16 protein-coding genes are annotated in these 17274 nt (G+C 37.1%); 12 read left to right on the plus strand and 4 right to left on the minus strand.

What is annotated here, in order from left to right:
• The first annotated feature begins 166 nt into the window (after nt 1-166).
• The 7 genes from BV906_RS00090 (at nt 167) to BV906_RS00120 (ending at nt 6910) form a co-directional block, all read left to right on the plus strand.
• The gene (locus BV906_RS00090; protein WP_245843780.1) at nt 167-1195 is read left to right on the plus strand and encodes an ATP-binding protein; all 1029 of its coding nucleotides are present in this window, start codon (nt 167-169) and stop codon (nt 1193-1195) included.
• Nucleotides 1196-1446: 251 nt separating this feature from the next.
• Complete coding sequence (gene acnA, locus BV906_RS00095) at nt 1447-4158, plus strand: aconitate hydratase AcnA (RefSeq protein WP_087971440.1); 2712 nt, start codon at nt 1447-1449, stop codon at nt 4156-4158.
• 766 nt (nt 4159-4924) lie between these two features.
• Nucleotides 4925-5518 carry a TlpA family protein disulfide reductase gene (locus tag BV906_RS00100; protein WP_087971441.1) on the plus strand — a complete coding sequence of 198 codons (594 nt, stop codon included), beginning with the start codon at nt 4925-4927 and terminating at the stop codon, nt 5516-5518.
• A 62-nt stretch (nt 5519-5580) separates the two neighbouring features.
• The gene (locus BV906_RS00105) at nt 5581-5727 is read left to right on the plus strand and encodes an FbpB family small basic protein (protein ID WP_087971442.1); all 147 of its coding nucleotides are present in this window, start codon (nt 5581-5583) and stop codon (nt 5725-5727) included.
• Nucleotides 5728-5834: 107 nt separating this feature from the next.
• Nucleotides 5835-6059 carry a small acid-soluble spore protein Tlp gene (tlp, locus tag BV906_RS00110; RefSeq protein WP_087971443.1) on the plus strand — a complete coding sequence of 75 codons (225 nt, stop codon included), beginning with the start codon at nt 5835-5837 and terminating at the stop codon, nt 6057-6059.
• 126 nt (nt 6060-6185) lie between these two features.
• Nucleotides 6186-6608 (plus strand): acyl-CoA thioesterase, encoded by a 423-nt coding sequence (locus tag BV906_RS00115; protein WP_087971444.1) that lies wholly within the window; start codon nt 6186-6188, stop codon nt 6606-6608.
• 2 nt (nt 6609-6610) lie between these two features.
• A complete protein-coding gene (locus BV906_RS00120; protein ID WP_087971445.1) occupies nt 6611-6910 on the plus strand; it encodes a hypothetical protein in 300 nt (99 codons plus the stop codon).
• Between the two features lie 41 nt (nt 6911-6951).
• On the opposite strand, the gene BV906_RS00125 is transcribed toward BV906_RS00120, so the two are convergent.
• The 4 genes from BV906_RS00125 to plsY form a co-directional block, all read right to left on the minus strand.
• Entirely contained in the window at nt 6952-7239 is a 288-nt protein-coding gene (locus tag BV906_RS00125) for a HesB/YadR/YfhF family protein (RefSeq protein WP_087971446.1), read from the minus strand.
• Between the two features lie 35 nt (nt 7240-7274).
• Nucleotides 7275-7508 (minus strand): membrane protein insertion efficiency factor YidD, encoded by a 234-nt coding sequence (gene yidD / locus BV906_RS00130; RefSeq protein ID WP_087971447.1) that lies wholly within the window; start codon nt 7506-7508, stop codon nt 7275-7277.
• A gap of 6 nt (nt 7509-7514) precedes the next feature.
• On the minus strand, nt 7515-8450 hold the full coding sequence (gene folE2, locus BV906_RS00135) for a GTP cyclohydrolase FolE2 (RefSeq protein ID WP_087971448.1): 936 nt from the start codon (nt 8448-8450) through the stop codon (nt 7515-7517).
• A gap of 116 nt (nt 8451-8566) precedes the next feature.
• Entirely contained in the window at nt 8567-9148 is a 582-nt protein-coding gene (gene plsY / locus BV906_RS00140) for a glycerol-3-phosphate 1-O-acyltransferase PlsY (protein ID WP_087971449.1), read from the minus strand.
• A 288-nt stretch (nt 9149-9436) separates the two neighbouring features.
• Here plsY and BV906_RS00145 point away from each other — a divergent pair, with 288 nt between their 5' ends.
• The 5 genes from BV906_RS00145 (at nt 9437) to parC (ending at nt 17195) form a co-directional block, all read left to right on the plus strand.
• Complete coding sequence (locus BV906_RS00145) at nt 9437-10504, plus strand: ABC transporter ATP-binding protein (protein WP_087971450.1); 1068 nt, start codon at nt 9437-9439, stop codon at nt 10502-10504.
• Nucleotides 10501-12027, plus strand: a complete 1527-nt coding sequence (locus BV906_RS00150; RefSeq protein WP_087971451.1) for an ABC transporter permease/substrate-binding protein — start codon at nt 10501-10503, stop codon at nt 12025-12027. The genes BV906_RS00145 and BV906_RS00150 overlap by 4 nt, the downstream gene beginning before the upstream one ends.
• A gap of 14 nt (nt 12028-12041) precedes the next feature.
• Nucleotides 12042-12458, plus strand: a complete 417-nt coding sequence (locus BV906_RS00155; RefSeq protein WP_087971452.1) for a CoA-binding protein — start codon at nt 12042-12044, stop codon at nt 12456-12458.
• Nucleotides 12459-12727: 269 nt separating this feature from the next.
• Nucleotides 12728-14680, plus strand: coding sequence for a DNA topoisomerase IV subunit B (parE, locus tag BV906_RS00160; protein ID WP_087971453.1), 1953 nt, complete (start codon nt 12728-12730; stop codon nt 14678-14680).
• A 64-nt stretch (nt 14681-14744) separates the two neighbouring features.
• The gene (parC, locus tag BV906_RS00165; protein ID WP_087971454.1) at nt 14745-17195 is read left to right on the plus strand and encodes a DNA topoisomerase IV subunit A; all 2451 of its coding nucleotides are present in this window, start codon (nt 14745-14747) and stop codon (nt 17193-17195) included.
• Nucleotides 17196-17274: the final 79 nt, after the last annotated feature.

The raw sequence follows: 17274 nt of genomic DNA on the forward strand, positions 1-17274 counted from the left end.
AATTAAGATAGACAAGCATCATATTCTATTCAACTTAATCATACATATAATAGAGATAAGAGCTTTTTGAAAGGGGAGCAGGTATGGATACAAATAATTATGAGGATGGGGATTCAGAGTATTATAAAAAACTGATAATCTACGGGATATTAAGGATTTTTTTGGATTGCCTCCTAATATTCTCAAATGGATCGAAAAGAATAGTGACGGTGTGTTTATTCTAGCAAATAGTGCTGGAAAATTACTATATATCGCACAATCGATTGAAAATCTTACGGGTTATAAGGCTTCTGATTTGATTGGAACCTATTGGTATGAATGGTTGACAGATAAAGATGTTGAATATGTAAGAAAGCAGATACAGGAAACTCCTGAAGCAAGTAAAAATGTAAATGTAAATGTTCTGAATAAAGATGGCAGGACCGTATTGTTAGAATGCAAGTTAGATCAGTATAGGCATGAACTTGGTGGTACCTTTTATTTTTTAGTATATTTAAATGATATTACATATAAAAAGGAAACGGAAGAAATGATGATACGTTCTGAAAAGATGTCCATTGCTGGCCAGTTAGCTGCGGGTATCGCCCATGAAATACGTAATCCACTTACATCTTTAAAAGGTTTTCTGCAACTACTTCAAGCTGGGATCAGTCACAAAGAAGAATATTTTCATGTGATGATTGATGAGATTAATAAAATAGAAGCCATAACATCTGAACTATTATTTATCTCGAAACCCCTAGCAGAAAATAGAAAGAGAGAAACCATCCAAGCGATGATCGATGAAGTATTCATACTGTTGCAAGCCCAAGCCAAGATGAAAAATATCGAGCTTGTTGTCATACAACCAATTCAAGGTGAAATCGTTTGTGATCGTTCACAGATTAAGCAAGTATTAATCAATTTGGTTAAGAATGCAATTGAAGCGATGGATGAGGGTGGAACAGTTACCGTCTCAGTCGAATGCAAACAAGAAAGTGTGGATATTTTTATAGCTGATGAAGGGAATGGCATACCAACGGACATTTTACATAAACTCGGGGAACCTTTTTTTACGACGAAGCAAAGCGGGACTGGTTTAGGAATACTAATTACAAAGCAAATTCTCAAATCCCATGAAGCTACATTACATATTAAACAAAACACAAGAAAGGGTAGTATCTTTCAGTTGATTTTCCCCTTAACCGAATATTGATTAACGATACGATGATAACTTGTTGTTAAGTCCTTCTTGATTTAGTATAAGCAAAAGTTATCGAAATGCATAACATAATTATATATGCAAGTTTGCGCTAATCAATTGTTTTATCTCATAGGTTCCTATATTATTAGTATTGAAGGCATACTTAGTTTGAGATAGTGTTGTGAAAAGGGAAGATTTTTTTGAAGGTCCCTTATTTGAAGCGAACATTTAGTTAATCAGAAGGAAATGAAAGGGGTAACATGATGACTGAAAGCAACGTGTATAATGCAAAAAAACAGTTTGATTTAAACGGAAAAAAATACAATTATTACCGTTTAAAAAGCCTGGAAGAGTCTGGTATTGGTAAGGTAGGACGTTTACCATTTTCTATCCGTGTTCTTTTAGAATCTTTATTACGTCAACATGATGGACGACAAATCAAAGATGAACATGTTGAAGAACTTGCCAAATGGGGTACAAAGAAGGGAATTGCAACAGACGTTCCTTTTAAACCATCCCGCGTAATTCTTCAGGATTTCACTGGTGTACCAGCTGTTGTTGACCTTGCTTCCTTAAGAAAAGCAATGGTTGATATGGGCGGAGAACCGAATGAAATTAATCCTGAAGTACCAGTAGATCTTGTAATTGACCATTCTGTGCAGGTTGACGAATATGGTACAGCTAATGCACTTAAAGCAAATATGGATTTAGAATTTGAACGTAACGCTGAGCGCTATGAATTCTTAAATTGGGCTCAAAAAGCATTTGACAATTATCGCGCTGTCCCTCCTGCAACAGGGATTGTACACCAGGTAAACCTGGAGTATCTTGCAAACGTTGTTCATGGAGTGGAAAACGATTCTGGTGAATACGATGCATACCCAGACACATTGGTAGGTACTGACTCGCACACTACGATGATTAATGGTTTAGGTGTTCTTGGATGGGGTGTTGGTGGTATTGAAGCAGAAGCTGGAATGCTTGGTCAACCATCTTATTTCCCAGCTCCAGAAGTTATCGGTGTTAAGTTCACAGGAAGCTATCCTAATGGAATAACTGCAACAGACTTAGCATTAAAAGTTACGCAAGTATTGCGTGAGCAAAGCGTAGTCGGGAAATTTGTAGAATATTTTGGTCCTGGGCTAGAAGATATGCCATTGGCTGACCGTGCTACTATTTCTAATATGGCACCAGAGTACGGGGCAACTTGTGGATTCTTCCCAATCGATGAAGAGTCACTAAACTATCTTCGTCTTACTGGTCGTAGTGAAGAACAGATTGATTTAGTAGAAACATATTGTAAAAGCAATGATTTGTGGTATTCTTCTGATCAACCGGATCCAGAATATACGAAAGTTCTAGAAATTAATTTATCTGAACTTGAACCAAATCTATCTGGACCAAAACGTCCTCAGGATTTAATTTCTTTGTCTAATATGAAAAAGGAATTTAATAAAGCTATCACAGCACCTGAAGGAAACCAAGGATATGGAATGGATAAATCAGAATTTGATAAACAGGTTGTTGTCCAGCATCCTAACGGTAATTCAAGCACAATGAAAACAGGTGCACTTGCCATTGCTGCGATTACATCTTGTACAAATACATCCAATCCGTATGTAATGCTTGGTGCAGGTTTAATAGCTAAAAAAGCTATCGAAAAAGGGCTTAAGGTACCAGATTATGTGAAGACTTCATTGGCACCAGGATCGAAGGTTGTTACCCGTTATTTGGAAGATGCAGGATTGCAAAAATATCTTGATGAGTTAGGTTTCAACCTTGTTGGGTATGGTTGTACAACATGTATCGGTAACTCTGGTCCACTACGTGAAGAAATAGAAAAAGCAATTTTAGATGGTGATCTAACTGTATCATCTGTTTTGTCAGGTAACCGTAACTTTGAAGGTCGTATCCATCCATTAGTTAAGGCTAACTATTTGGCATCACCTCCACTAGTTGTTGCATATGCACTTGCCGGTACGGTGGATATCGATTTAACGAAAGAACCACTTGGAAAAGACCAGGATGGTAATGATGTTTACATGAATGATATTTGGCCGACATCAGAGGAAATCAAGAAGGAAGTGCACAGTGTTGTAACACCGGAAATTTTCCGAAAAGAGTATGAAAATGTATTTGCTTCCAATAAAAAATGGAATGACATTGAAACGACAGATGAGCCATTATTTGAATGGGATAATGAATCAACATATATTCAAAATCCTCCATTCTTTGAAGGATTGACAAAAGAAGCCGGAACCGTTGACCCTTTAAATAACCTACGTGCTATTGGACTATTCGGTGATTCCGTTACAACAGATCATATTTCTCCGGCTGGGGCTATCGCAAAAGATATGCCTGCAGGGCAGTATTTACAGGAGAAAGATGTATCACCAAGAAACTTTAACTCGTACGGCTCCCGTCGTGGTAACCATGAAGTTATGATGCGTGGTACGTTCGCAAATATACGTATCCGTAACTTACTGGCACCTGGTACAGAGGGTGGATATACTACCTACTGGCCTACTGGTGAAATAATGCCTATCTATGATGCGGCAATGAAATATCAAGAAACTGACACCGGCCTTATTGTTATGGGTGGTAAGGATTATGGAATGGGTTCTTCCCGTGACTGGGCTGCCAAAGGTACTAACTTATTAGGAATAAAAACAGTTATTGCTGAAAGTTTCGAGCGTATTCACCGTTCTAACCTTGTTATGATGGGTGTATTGCCATTACAGTTTGAAAAGGGTAAAAGTGCTGAAAAACTTGGTTTAACTGGTAAGGAAACATTTAATATTGAAGTTGACGAGACTGTTCGTCCACAAGATGTAATTAATATTACAGCAACAGATGAACAAGGAAAAGTAACGAAATTCAATGCAGTTGCCCGTTTTGAAAGTGATGTAGAAATTGACTACTATCGTCATGGTGGTATTCTACAAATGGTATTGCGTGATAAATTAAAAGCATAAAGATGTCTAAAAATACTCCGTGCAAATTTTGCCGGAGTATTTTTTTATATACAATTTTAAAAAATCACAAAGATTATTGTTAGCTGCCTCGTAGTTGAGATAAAATGCGAAGTAACTACTATGTATTTTAGATTTTATCCACAAAACCATAAAAAGTGACGTAACTACAGGCTGATTTCCAAAGACGTCTGCTTTTGCGGCCGTCCGGGATCGCTGCGGGCGGATGCGCACCTCAGGGCACGGCCTAAAGCCCCGAAGAGAAAACCACTCTTCAGGTCTTCAGACACGTGCTTTTCCCGCAGGAGTCACCGCCCACAGCGATGCCGGACTGGTGAAGTTGTGATGCCATTTTTAATTCAATAACTAAGCAGTTAATTGTTTGCAAGCTTAATACCAGCTCTGGGAAATACACGGAGAATACTGCGGGAAGAGAGGCATAGGTGAGACACTGAAATGCGTTAACATGAAGGGGCTCACCTATGCCTTAGGATGCGCGCAGTGTATTTCCCAGAGCGGTCGCCGAAGGTTCTCATACTGATAGTAATCAACCAGCAGTTACTTCGCACTTTATTTAAACTGTGAAGGTTGAAAAAGCAACGAGATGTTCGAGAAGAGATATTAAAAAAGAATTCATCTCTAGTGATACTCCTATTAGTGACTATTTTAAGAACTTTAAGCCTGACCTCTTTACAAATGCACGATTAGTACATACGATATAGTTGGAATACTTGTCTTTAATAACTTCAGTAATGGGGGAAGGAACGTATTGTTTAAAAAAATATTTGGAATTAGCCTTTTATTAGTATTAGCTGGAATTGTAATCGGTAATTTTATTGAACAAAAATACGTGGAGGAAGAAGAACCTTATATATATGATGTAACAGGTGACACCAATGTACAAGGTGGTGCAATCGCACCAAAAGAAAGCATTGGACTTGAAGCAGGAGAAGTAGCACCAGATTTCGAATTAGAAACACTTGATGGGCAACAGTTTAAATTATCAGATCTGAAAGGTAAAAAGGTAATTTTAAATTTCTGGTATACCTGGTGTCCACCGTGTCGTGACGAAATGCCTGAAATGCAGGAGTTTTACGATGAGTATAGTGATGAAGTGGAGATAATTGCGGTGAATTTAACGTATATGGAAAAAAGTGAGCAGGATGTACATGACTTTATTGATGAATTTTCATTTACCTATTCTGTACCATTGGATCGGGATCAAACTGTCGCGGATGAATATAAAATACATGCTGCTCCAATTTCGTATTTTATAGGGACAGATGGAATTATTCAAGAACCGAGAAAAATTGGTCCGATGGATTATGAGTTCATGGAAGAAATGGTCCAAGCATTAAATTAATTCAATGTATTATAAAATTTAAAGTTTCTGGCAATACTCTTTATTAAAAGGGGTGGATTGCCATGTCTCTTAAGAAAAAATTTAATTTTGAAGAATTAGTAGCCGAAAATCGAAAGCAGATTTTGCAGGATCGCATACTGATGGAGAAAATTGAAAGCAATTTAGATATGCGAATGAATCAAACAGTAAAAAAGACTAATGAGAATTAAGGTGGAAAGCTATATTCCAGAATATTGGAATATAGCTTTCTTTCGTATAAGAATTCACTTTTATTCAAAAAGTAAGCTTAATCTATTGGAGAAAGGAGATCTTAAAAATGACAGACAAACAGTACCAACCGAAACCAGATGACCGTAGTGATAATGTAGAAAAATTACAGAGTATGGTACAAGATACCATTCAGAATATTGAAAAGGCGCATGAAACAATGGAATTTTCAAGCGGCCAGGAGAAAGAACAAATTATAGCCAAAAATAAGCGTAGAGAAGAAGCTATTGAAGGTTTTCGCAGTGAAATCAAAGATGAATATCATAACCAATAATTAAAAAAATACCTCAAATCATTGTTGATTTGAGGTATTTTTTTACAATTATAAAGACATTCATATGTCGATATTTACTTCGTTTATGATACGATTAAGAAATAAAGGAAGCTAGGGGGAAGCTAATTGTTAAAATTAAGAACGCCAATAGAAGTCAGGTATCAGGAAACAGATAAAATGGGTGTCGTTTATCATGCCAATTATTTAATTTGGTTTGATATTGGAAGAACAAAATATGTGGAAGAACTTGGATTAAGTTATGTGAAACTGGAAGAAAATGATGTCGTATCCCCCGTACTTGACGTAAATGTTTCATTTAAGAAGCCGATTCGATTTGGAGAAGATGCTTTTGTAGAAACATGGTTAGAAGAATACGATGGAATTAGGACTGTTTATGGCTATCATATCCTTAATGCCGATGGTGATATAGCTGTGAGTGGATCTTCAAAACATGTCGTTGTCAAAAAAGATACATTTCGACCGATATCATTGAGAAGATCATTTCCTGAATGGCATCAAGCGTATCTTGCTCAGATTGAGGGTGAATAAGGATGGCTTTTGGATTAAAAAGAAGCGAACTAATCTCGTGGAAGAAAAATGTTGAAAATGGAGAGGTAGATTTCTTAACACATTTTTGGCTTGATGATCGTTTTCCTGGTTGTAATACGGTGACTAAAGTAGGTTGTAGTGATATGGAGAAACTTAAAGACTGGGGTAAAACCTATGGTCTTCAAGAGGAGTGGATTCACCGTGACGAAAAATACCCACATTTTGATTTATTTGGTGAACGTCAAAAGGAGATATTACAAAGAGAAAAAAAGTGGGACCATATTGAAAAGTTTAGATTATAAAAGGCGTCTAACCCGACGCCTTTTATAATGGGGAAAATTCACTATATATATTTCAAAATTGGTTCATTGCGCTGATTATCAAATTCGATATCCAAGTCGCTATCTTCAAAATACCATATATCAGAGTCTTCAATGTAAAATGTAATATCTTCCACGGTTTTAGAAGTGTGAAGCGATTGCGGCCGATCCTTTTTCACACCAAGTGAAAAGCCTGGGATTTTACCACCAACTCCACCATATCTGACGAAAAAACGAAGTTCTTCTGTAGTGTCAATTTCCAGTTCTTCTTTATACCAAATCGCTGCTTCTTTACTAATATCAATATTCACTTAAAGCAACTCCCTCTTATGTTTATTCGTGACTGTTACAAGTTATCTTTATTCGTCTTCTCAGGTACGAGATCAACACCACCTGGATGAAAGGGATGACATTTACTAATTCTTTTAATAGTAAGATAAGCACCTTTAATCACACCAAAACGTCTAAAAGCTTCAAGTCCATATTCCGAGCATGTAGGAAAGAATCTACAAGTGGCTGGTGTATATGGACTTATTGCTGTCCGGTAAAACTTGATAAGACCAATAAATAGATATTTCATTATCAATTACCAGTTCAATGAAGAAAGTTTATCAAATGTTATCGATGCAATTGCATCATGCATGTGAATCGATTCTTCATTTCTACAGGAAACCTCAAACTTTGTTACAAAGTGCATTTCATATAAATCCGCAGCAACAAGGCGAACTATATCCTCAACAAATCGTGGGTTCTCATATGCCTGTTCCGTAACCATTTTTTCATCTGGTCTTTTTAAAACCGGATGCAGCCTCGCACTCGCATTACTTTCTGCAGCTTCTAGCAGCATTTCTTTCCAATCTGTAGTTGTCTCATCAAAATCCTCGGAAAGTGTGACTTCCATACTAACTTCTCCACGCTGATTATGGGCACTATACTCACTTATTTCCTTGGAACATGGGCACAAAGTTGTTATTAATGCAGACAAGGATACATGTGCTGAATAACCTTCTATCTGATCATAGGTTACACGTATCAAAGCATTTGCATGATTTAGCCCGCTTAATCCTGAATCTGGCCCCTTCCTTTCAAAAAACCATGGAAAGGAGACTTCAATTGTTGCATCTTTTTGCTCAAGACGTTCTGCTAGTTCTTTAACAAATCCATTCAGATTTGCAATAGTTACAGAAAAACCTTGATCATGATAATGATTTAATTGTTCCATGAAACGGCTCATATTGGTTCCCTTACTTGTGTTGGTTAAGCTGGAAGAGAATTTGAATGTTCCGATGCTTGTCTGCCGCTCTGGACTTATATTACTATCGATTGTAATTGGATATTTTACATTTGAAATACCAACGACATCAAGGTTAAATAGGAAGTTCTTTTTTGTGTTTTGCAAGTCTGCCATCTTACTTTTATCAACCGGTTTTATTTTCTCGGTAGGTTGAACAGAACCAAACAATTTATGTCGTTGTTCTTTTGTCGGTAATTGTTTTAGTGGGAGTGTTTCTGTATGCTGCATAGCATGGTCCCCTTTCTAGCGATGAATTACTAAACTTAGCGATTGCTTTGTTTGTATGATTTATTTTAAGTATACTGAATGTACTATCATTATTCAATTTATTGGTTTTTAGTAAATTACATCCATTTTATTTTCGGTTCGGTACCATTTTTAATTCGTTTAATATTTTCCCGGTGTCGATAAAAGACAAAAATAGTCAACAATGAAATAACAATAACAAGTCCAATATCATTTAAAAATAAGGATAAAATGATAGTTATCACACCAGTAATCATGGAGGAAAGTGATACATATTTAGATAGATACAAGGTAATCAAAAAAGTAGTAATCATGATAACAAACAACAGTGGATATATCCCTAAAATAATCCCCGCTGAAGTTGCAACTGCTTTTCCTCCTTTAAATTTGGCGAATATCGGATACGTATGTCCAATAACGGCGAAAATTCCGATTGCCAACACGTAGACATCTGCGCCAGAGAAGAGAGGAATCAGTGTTGCGATAGTACCTTTTAGAATATCTGAAATCATCACGATTATTCCAGCTTTGATACCAAGAACCCGGAATGTATTTGTTGCACCAAGATTCCCGCTTCCATGTTCACGTATATCAACTTTATAACCAATTTTACCAACGAGCAATGCTGAAGGTATTGAGCCTAATAAGTATGCAAGGATAGCAAATAAAATATACTCCAATATTATTCCTACTTTCGTTATTAAATAATTCGTTACGCAACTAGTATAACTACCATTATTTTAGCATGAACTACTAAGATAAAGAACTAAAATATGTACAAACCTATTAGTGAAAGAGATAATATTTTTCATTTTTAAATATTTTTAGTTTATCATAGCTATGAAAGGGTATTTAATATAGTTGGTAGGATGGATTTTGGCTGTAACTAATTTAAGAGGTAGGGCGCTAGGGAGATATTCCATACGCCCTAACTTAATTTTAAGCATGCATTTAAAGGGAGAACAGATATGATTGAATTTAAAAACGTAACGAAATTATATGAAGATGGAACGGAAGCAGTTAAGGAATTTTCACTTGAAGTAAGAAGAGGAGAAACATTGACATTAATCGGTCCAAGTGGCTGTGGAAAAACAACAACGATGAAAATGATCAATCGGCTGATTGATCCGACATCTGGCGCAATATACATAAATGGTAAGAATATAAAAGATTATAACATACATGAATTAAGGTGGAATATTGGTTATGTGTTACAACAAATTGCCCTATTTCCCCATTTGACCATTGAGGAAAATGTTTCCATTGTTCCAGAGATGAAAAAGTGGAGTAAAAAAGAAACTTTGACGCGAAGTAATGAATTACTGGAAATGGTTGGTCTAGACCCTGCTATTTATAAAAATAGAATGCCTAGTGAACTTTCGGGTGGACAGCAACAGCGCATCGGAGTTATTCGGGCACTGGCCGCGGATCCGGATATCATCTTAATGGATGAACCATTCAGTGCCCTTGATCCAATCAGCAGGGAGCTATTACAGAATGATATTCAGAAATTACAAAAAGAGATTAAAAAAACGATTGTCTTTGTAACCCATGATATTGAAGAGGCGATAAAGTTGGGTGATCGCATTTGTCTGATGGAAGAAGGAAGAATCATTCAACTGGATGAACCAAAACATTTAATTATGAATCCAAGTAATGAATTAGTTAAAAACTTTATAGGAAACCAAAAGTCACCATGGCAAACAACCGTAGGAAGCATCTCAACATATAAAAAAGATCTGATTCTATCGGCTGAAAACCTTAACGGAGCAAATTATCGACAGCAGGGTAGCTTTGTTATTGTTGATAAGAATAATGTATTCCAGGGTATTCTTATGAACGGAAAAGTGATGAAAGGTCAGAGGATTGAGCATGATATGTCGTTATATGATGCAGCAGAATGTTTAAATGGTAGTGACCAAGCCTTATTTCCGGTATTGGAAGAGGAAAAGTTGGTAGGGATATTGTCATATCAAAATATTGTCGAACATCTTAGAAGCACGGCTACTAAGGAGAACGGGGTGATTAAGACATGAATGAATTTATAACCGTTTTTCAAAAAAGACAAAATATGCTACTGGAGACCACTTTAGAACACTTGCAAATTTCAATGATCTCGTTAATCATCGCCGTTATTCTGGCGGTACCCCTAGGATTAATTCTAACTAGATATCCAAAGGTTGCTGAACCGATTATTGGTGTCTCTGCAGTCATGCAAACGATTCCGAGTCTGGCAGTGTTAGCATTTCTAATTCCGTTTTTTGGTATTGGTACAACGCCAGCAATCATTGCACTTGTTTTATATGGACTCCTACCAATATTAAGGAATACGTATACAGGGATAAATGAAGTTAATCCAGCTCTTACAGAAGCGGCTACTGGAATGGGGATGAATTCACTAAAGCGGTTGACAAAGGTAGAATTGCCCATAGCAATGCCGGTAATTATGGCTGGGATACGGACGTCAATGGTGCTTATTGTCGGGACAACAACAATTGCTGCTCTTATTGGTGCAGGCGGTTTAGGGGAAATCATTCTATTGGGATTGGATCGTGGTGCAGATATAAACTTAATTTTACTCGGTGCAATTCCTGCAGCATTGCTCGCTATTCTTCTGGATTTCATCTTAAAAATACTTGAGAAATTTTCTAAGAAAGCGGGAATAAAATCGTTTATTTTGACGTTTCTGATAGCCATCTTTATTATTGCAACTCCATTTATATGGAATGGAAATAAACAGCCGGACCTTGTCATTGGAGGCAAAATGGGTTCTGAACCTGAGCTATTGATTAATATGTATAAGTTATTGATTGAGGAAGAAACGGATTTGACGGTTAGTTTAGAACCAAACCTTGGAAAAACAGCTTTTGTATTCAGTGCGCTTCAGGAAGGAAGTATCGATATTTTTCCGGAATTTACAGGAACTGCCATTGTTACACATATGGAAGACCAGGCGGAAAGTAATGAGGCGCGGGAAGTATATGAACAGGCAAGACAAGGAATGAAAGATGAATTTGATATGGAATTCCTTCAGCCAATGGCATTTAACAATACATATGCCGTGGCAACTACGAAAGAAATGGCCGATCAATACGATCTCAGGGAAATCGGCGACCTGAAGCGAATTGAAAATGAAATTACAGCAGGATTTACATTGGAGTTTAACGACCGATATGATGGGTATGTGGGAATGCAGGATGTTTATAATTTGGAAATTGCTGATATTAAGACAATGGAACCAGGAATCAGACAAAGTGCTCTTACAAATGGTGAAGTGGACATCATTGACGCCTATGCAACAGACAGTTATATGATAGAATTGGATTTAGTGACCCTGGATGATCCGGAGAATCTATTTCCACCGTATCAAGGAGCACCATTAATGCGGACAGATACACTGGAAACATATCCAGAGCTGGAAGCAATTTTGAATCAACTAAGCGGAAAAATAACAGATGAAGAGATGCGGCAAATGAATTACAAGGTGGACTATGATGATGAATCTCCAAATGAAGTGGCAAGGACGTATTTAGAAAATGAAGGTTTACTACCCAATTAAAGGAGGAAGTTGACATGGCTTGGGAAAATCCCGCTAATAGTGAATTGAAACGTATTCTTGAATCTGCTAAAACGATAGCAGTTGTTGGACTGTCGAATAATCCTGATAAAACGGCTTACCAGATCTCCAAAATTATGCAAGAACAAGGTTACCGAATTATACCAGTTAATCCAACGGTTGATGAGGTTCTCGGTGAAAAGGCGTACCCTTCATTAAAAGATATACCGGATAAAATTGATATTATAAATGTCTTCAGGAGACCTGAATATTTACAATCTGTCGCAAAAGATGCAGCAGAAACAGAATGTCGTGTATTTTGGGCACAACAGGGAATTGTGAATGAGGAAGCCTATCACTATTTAACAGAAAGAGATTTTACGGTTATAATGGATTTATGTATTAAAGTAGTCCATTCAGTGCTTGTCAAATAAACAGTTTTTAAAAATAAACTTGAAAAGAATGCCAGATTTATGGCATTCTTTTTATTGTCGACTTTGGTTATCCATTGGTTCTAAATGTTGCGGAAATCGCCGTACAAACGAAAATTTATGCATGAAATCAGCAATTATAGTATACTTAGGAACATAATCTGCGTATGATATAGCATATGTGAGGCGGAAATGATCCATTTACAAAATCGAACAATAGTTCTATTATAATAGATGGCGTGTGTTTTTGTAAGAGAGGAGTAGATGATCGAATGGCTAATGAATATCAATATTCGGATGACTCCATTCAAGTATTAGAAGGTCTTGATGCTGTTAGAAAAAGACCTGGAATGTATATAGGAAGTACAGATACCCGTGGGTTGCATCATCTTGTTTTTGAAGTCGTAGATAATGCAGTTGATGAGGCTTTAGCAGGCTACGGAAATGAAATTAAAGTCACTGTACATAAGGATAACAGTATTTCCGTACAGGATAGTGGTCGTGGAATTCCAACAGGTATGCATAGTACAGGTAAGCCAACTACTGAAGTTATTTTTACGGTATTGCATGCAGGAGGTAAATTTGGACAAGGTGGTTATAAGACAAGTGGGGGACTCCACGGTGTAGGGGCTTCCGTCGTAAATGCTTTATCTGAATGGCTGGAAGTGACCATTTATCGGGAGGGCAATACATACTTCCAACGATTCGAAAATGGTGGTAAACCAGTAACGACTCTTGAAAAACGAGGGGCAACGAGAAAAAAAGGAACAATTATTCACTTTAAACCCGACCCTTCTATTTTCTCGGCAACGGTCTATAATTTCGAAACCATTACCGAGCGTTTACGTGAATCGGCGTTTTTACTAAAAGGATTGAAGATAGAAGTACTGGATGAACGAAATGATGAGAAGGAAATGTATGAATTTCCTGATGGACTCGAATCATTTATTGCTTATTTAAATGAAGAGAAAGATACCCTACATCCAGTTGTTTCCTTTGAGGGACAAGTACAGGGATTGGAAGTAGACTTTGCTTTTCAATTTAATGATGGCTATGCAGAAAGTATGATCTCCTTTGTAAACCATGTTCGTACGAGAGATGGTGGAACACATGAATCGGGTGCACGCTCTGCAATAACGAGAACAGTTAATGATTACGCAAGAAGAATTGGCATACTGAAAGAAAAAGACAAGAATCTGGAAGGCACTGATATCCGTGAAGGACTAACAGCAATTGTTTCTGTCAGAGTTCCTGAGGATAAGCTGCAATTTGAGGGTCAAACAAAAGGAAGATTGGGTACGATAGAAGCCCGCTCCGCAGTCGATTCCGTTGTTTCAGAGAAGCTGAATTACTTTTTGGAAGAGAATCCGGATGTATCAGGAATGCTCGTCAAGAAGTCGATTAAGGCAAAAGAAGCTCGTGAAGCAGCGCGAAAAGCACGTGAAGACGCAAGGTCTGGTAAAAAACGAAAAAGAAAAGATATACTCAGCGGAAAGTTGACACCAGCACAATCGAAGAATCCGAAACGGAATGAGCTATACCTTGTTGAGGGTGATTCAGCCGGCGGTTCTGCTAAACAGGGAAGAGACCGTAAATTCCAAGCGGTACTACCATTGCGAGGTAAAGTGATTAATACCGAAAGGGCAAAACTGCAGGACGTATTTAAGAATGAAGAGATTTCAACAATTATTCATACGATAGGTGCTGGTGTTGGTGGAGACTTTGATCTTGAGGATGTCCAGTACGACAAAGTTATTATTATGACAGATGCTGATACAGATGGTGCCCATATTCAGGTACTACTATTAACATTTTTCTATCGTTATATGCTCTCACTTATTAAAGCAGGAAAGGTGTTCATCGCATTACCTCCACTCTTTAAAATATCCAAAGGTAAAGGGAAGAATGAGAAAGTCGTTTATGCATGGGATGAAGAAGAGATGAAAAAGGCTTTAAAGCAATTTAAAAATGGATATACGATTCAACGTTATAAAGGTCTTGGTGAGATGAATGCTGATCAATTATGGGATACAACAATGAATCCAGAATCCCGAACATTGATAAGAGTAACAATTGAGGATATGGAAAAAGCCGACCGTCGAGTTACAACATTAATGGGTGATAAAGTATCTCCAAGAAGAAAATGGATTGAGGGGAATGTGAAGTTCGGCCTGGAGGACGATACCAACATCCTGGAAAATGAAAAAATTCATACCGAAGAATAGGTTATAAATGAATCAAATATATATGAAGAAGAATATACAATTGATTAGGTAAGGGGGGGTAGTTTTGTCACAAATAGAAAAGTTTTTAGATCTACCACTGGAAGAAGTAATCGGTGACAGATTTGGGAGATATAGTAAATATATTATTCAAGACAGGGCTCTTCCCGACGCAAGGGACGGCCTGAAACCTGTGCAACGTAGAATTTTATATGCAATGCATGTGGAAAAGAATGACTTTGATAAACATTTCAGGAAGTCGGCGAAAACGGTCGGTACGGTTATCGGTAACTACCATCCACATGGTGATTCGTCTGTGTACGAAGCCATGGTCCGTTTGAGTCAGGATTGGAAACTAAGAAATGTGTTAATTGAGATGCATGGTAATAATGGAAGTATGGATGGTGATCCGGCTGCAGCAATGCGTTATACCGAGGCAAGACTGTCTAAGATTTCATCAGAGTTATTGCGTGATATCGATAAAGAAACCGTCGATTTTATTCCGAATTTTGATGAGACTACTTCGGAACCTGTTGTTTTGCCTGCGAAATTTCCTAACTTACTTGTAAATGGCTCGACAGGTATTTCTGCGGGTTATGCAACAGATATACCTCCACATAATCTGGAAGAGGTAATTGACGCAGTAATTATGAAAATTGATAAACCGGAAGTAACTGTTCAAGAGTTAATGAAAGTAATCAAAGGCCCCGATTTTCCTACCGGTGGAATCATTCAAGGTGTGGATGGAATCAGGAAGGCATATGAGACAGGTCGCGGCAAAGTAATTGTACGTGGTACGGCTGAAATAGAAACTTTAAGAAGTACCCATGAGCAAATCGTTATTACGGATATTCCATATGAAATCAACAAAGCCAGCATGGTTAAGAAAATGGACGAAATGCGCCTCGATCGAAAAGTGGAAGGCATTGCTGAAGTAAGGGATGAATCAGATCGTACAGGATTGCGGATCGTTGTTGAACTTAAAAAAGGTGCCAATAGCGAAGGTGTACTTAATTTTCTATATAAGAATACAGAGTTACAAGTAACATACCATTTCAATATGGTAGCAATACAGGACAAAACACCTAAATTGCTTTCATTATCACAATTACTTGAGGCATATATATCACATCAAAAAGATGTTGTTACGAAACAAACAACGTTTGATTTGAAGAAAGCAAAAGAACGAGCACATATTTTAGAAGGTTTGATTAAAGCAATTTCAATTTTAGATGAATTGATTGCAACAATCCGAGCATCAAAAAATAAATCAGATGCGAAACAAAGAATTATTGCTGCATATGGATTTACTGAAGCTCAGGCTGAAGCGATTGTGATGCTCCAGTTATACCGATTAACAAATACAGATATTACACAATTGCAAGATGAAGCGGCTGAACTGAAGAAAAATATCACTGATTTAGAAGCGATTCTCGCAAGTGAGAAAAAAATGTATCAAACAATAAAGAAAGACTTAAGACAAATCAAAAAAACGTTTGCGGAAAGCAGACGTACCGTGATTCAAGATGAAATTGAGGAATTGAAAATAAATATTGAGGTTACCGTCGCAAGTGAAGATGTGATTGTTTCTATAACAAAAGAAGGTTACATGAAGCGGACCAGTCTCAGATCCTACAGTGCATCAAACGGTGAACATCTAGCATTGAAGGATAATGACTATCCGATTGGCTTGGTTGAAATGAACACAACAGATAACCTACTGGTCTTCACCAATAAAGGTAAGTACTTTCTTACCTCCGTCCATGAGCTTCCAGATATTCGTTGGAAAGACATCGGACAGCATGTATCAAACATTGTTCAACTGGAAAAAGATGAACATCTAGTTCAATGTATTCCGGTACGTGACTTTAAAGATACGACTGACTATTTACTGTTCTTCACAAAAAAAGGAATGGTCAAACGTAGTGAGTTTAAGTTATATGATGCACAGCGACGTTCAAAAGCTTTAATCGCCCTGAATTTAAAACAGGATGATGAAGTTGTCAGTATATGTAAGACCAATGGGAATACTGATATTTTCATTGCATCAAATAAAGGATATGGATTATGGTATCACGAATCAGAAATAAATGTTGTTGGACAGCGTGCTGCAGGGGTTAAATCAATTTTGCTAAAAGAGGATGAATATGTTGTGAATGGACAAGTGTTTAGTCATTTGTCAGATCCCTCTCTTGCTATAGTAACCCAACGAGGTGCATGTAAAAGAATTAAATTAAAAGAATTCGAAAAAACAACCAGGGCTAAACGTGGCTTACTCATGCTCAGAGAATTGAAGGCAAAACCACATCGCATAAGAGGGTTCTTCATGCTTAATGAAAATGACAAAATTTGTTTCCAAACAGCAAACGGCGAAACGCATCATGTATTTCCACTGGAACTTTCGGCTAGTGATAGATACAGTAATGGATCATTTATTATTGATAGTGATCATAAAGGTGAAGTCGTGAAAGTCTGGAAAGAAGCTACTTATGAAAAGCCATTTTATGATCTAGAGTAAAACTTATTACAATAATGAACTCCTAATTAATTAAAATACGTTGCATTTTTGAGTATAAGGTATAAAATAAATGTGTAAC

The sequence above is a fragment of the Oceanobacillus rekensis genome, from assembly GCF_002153375.1.
Taxonomy (GTDB): domain Bacteria; phylum Bacillota; class Bacilli; order Bacillales; family Amphibacillaceae; genus Oceanobacillus; species Oceanobacillus rekensis.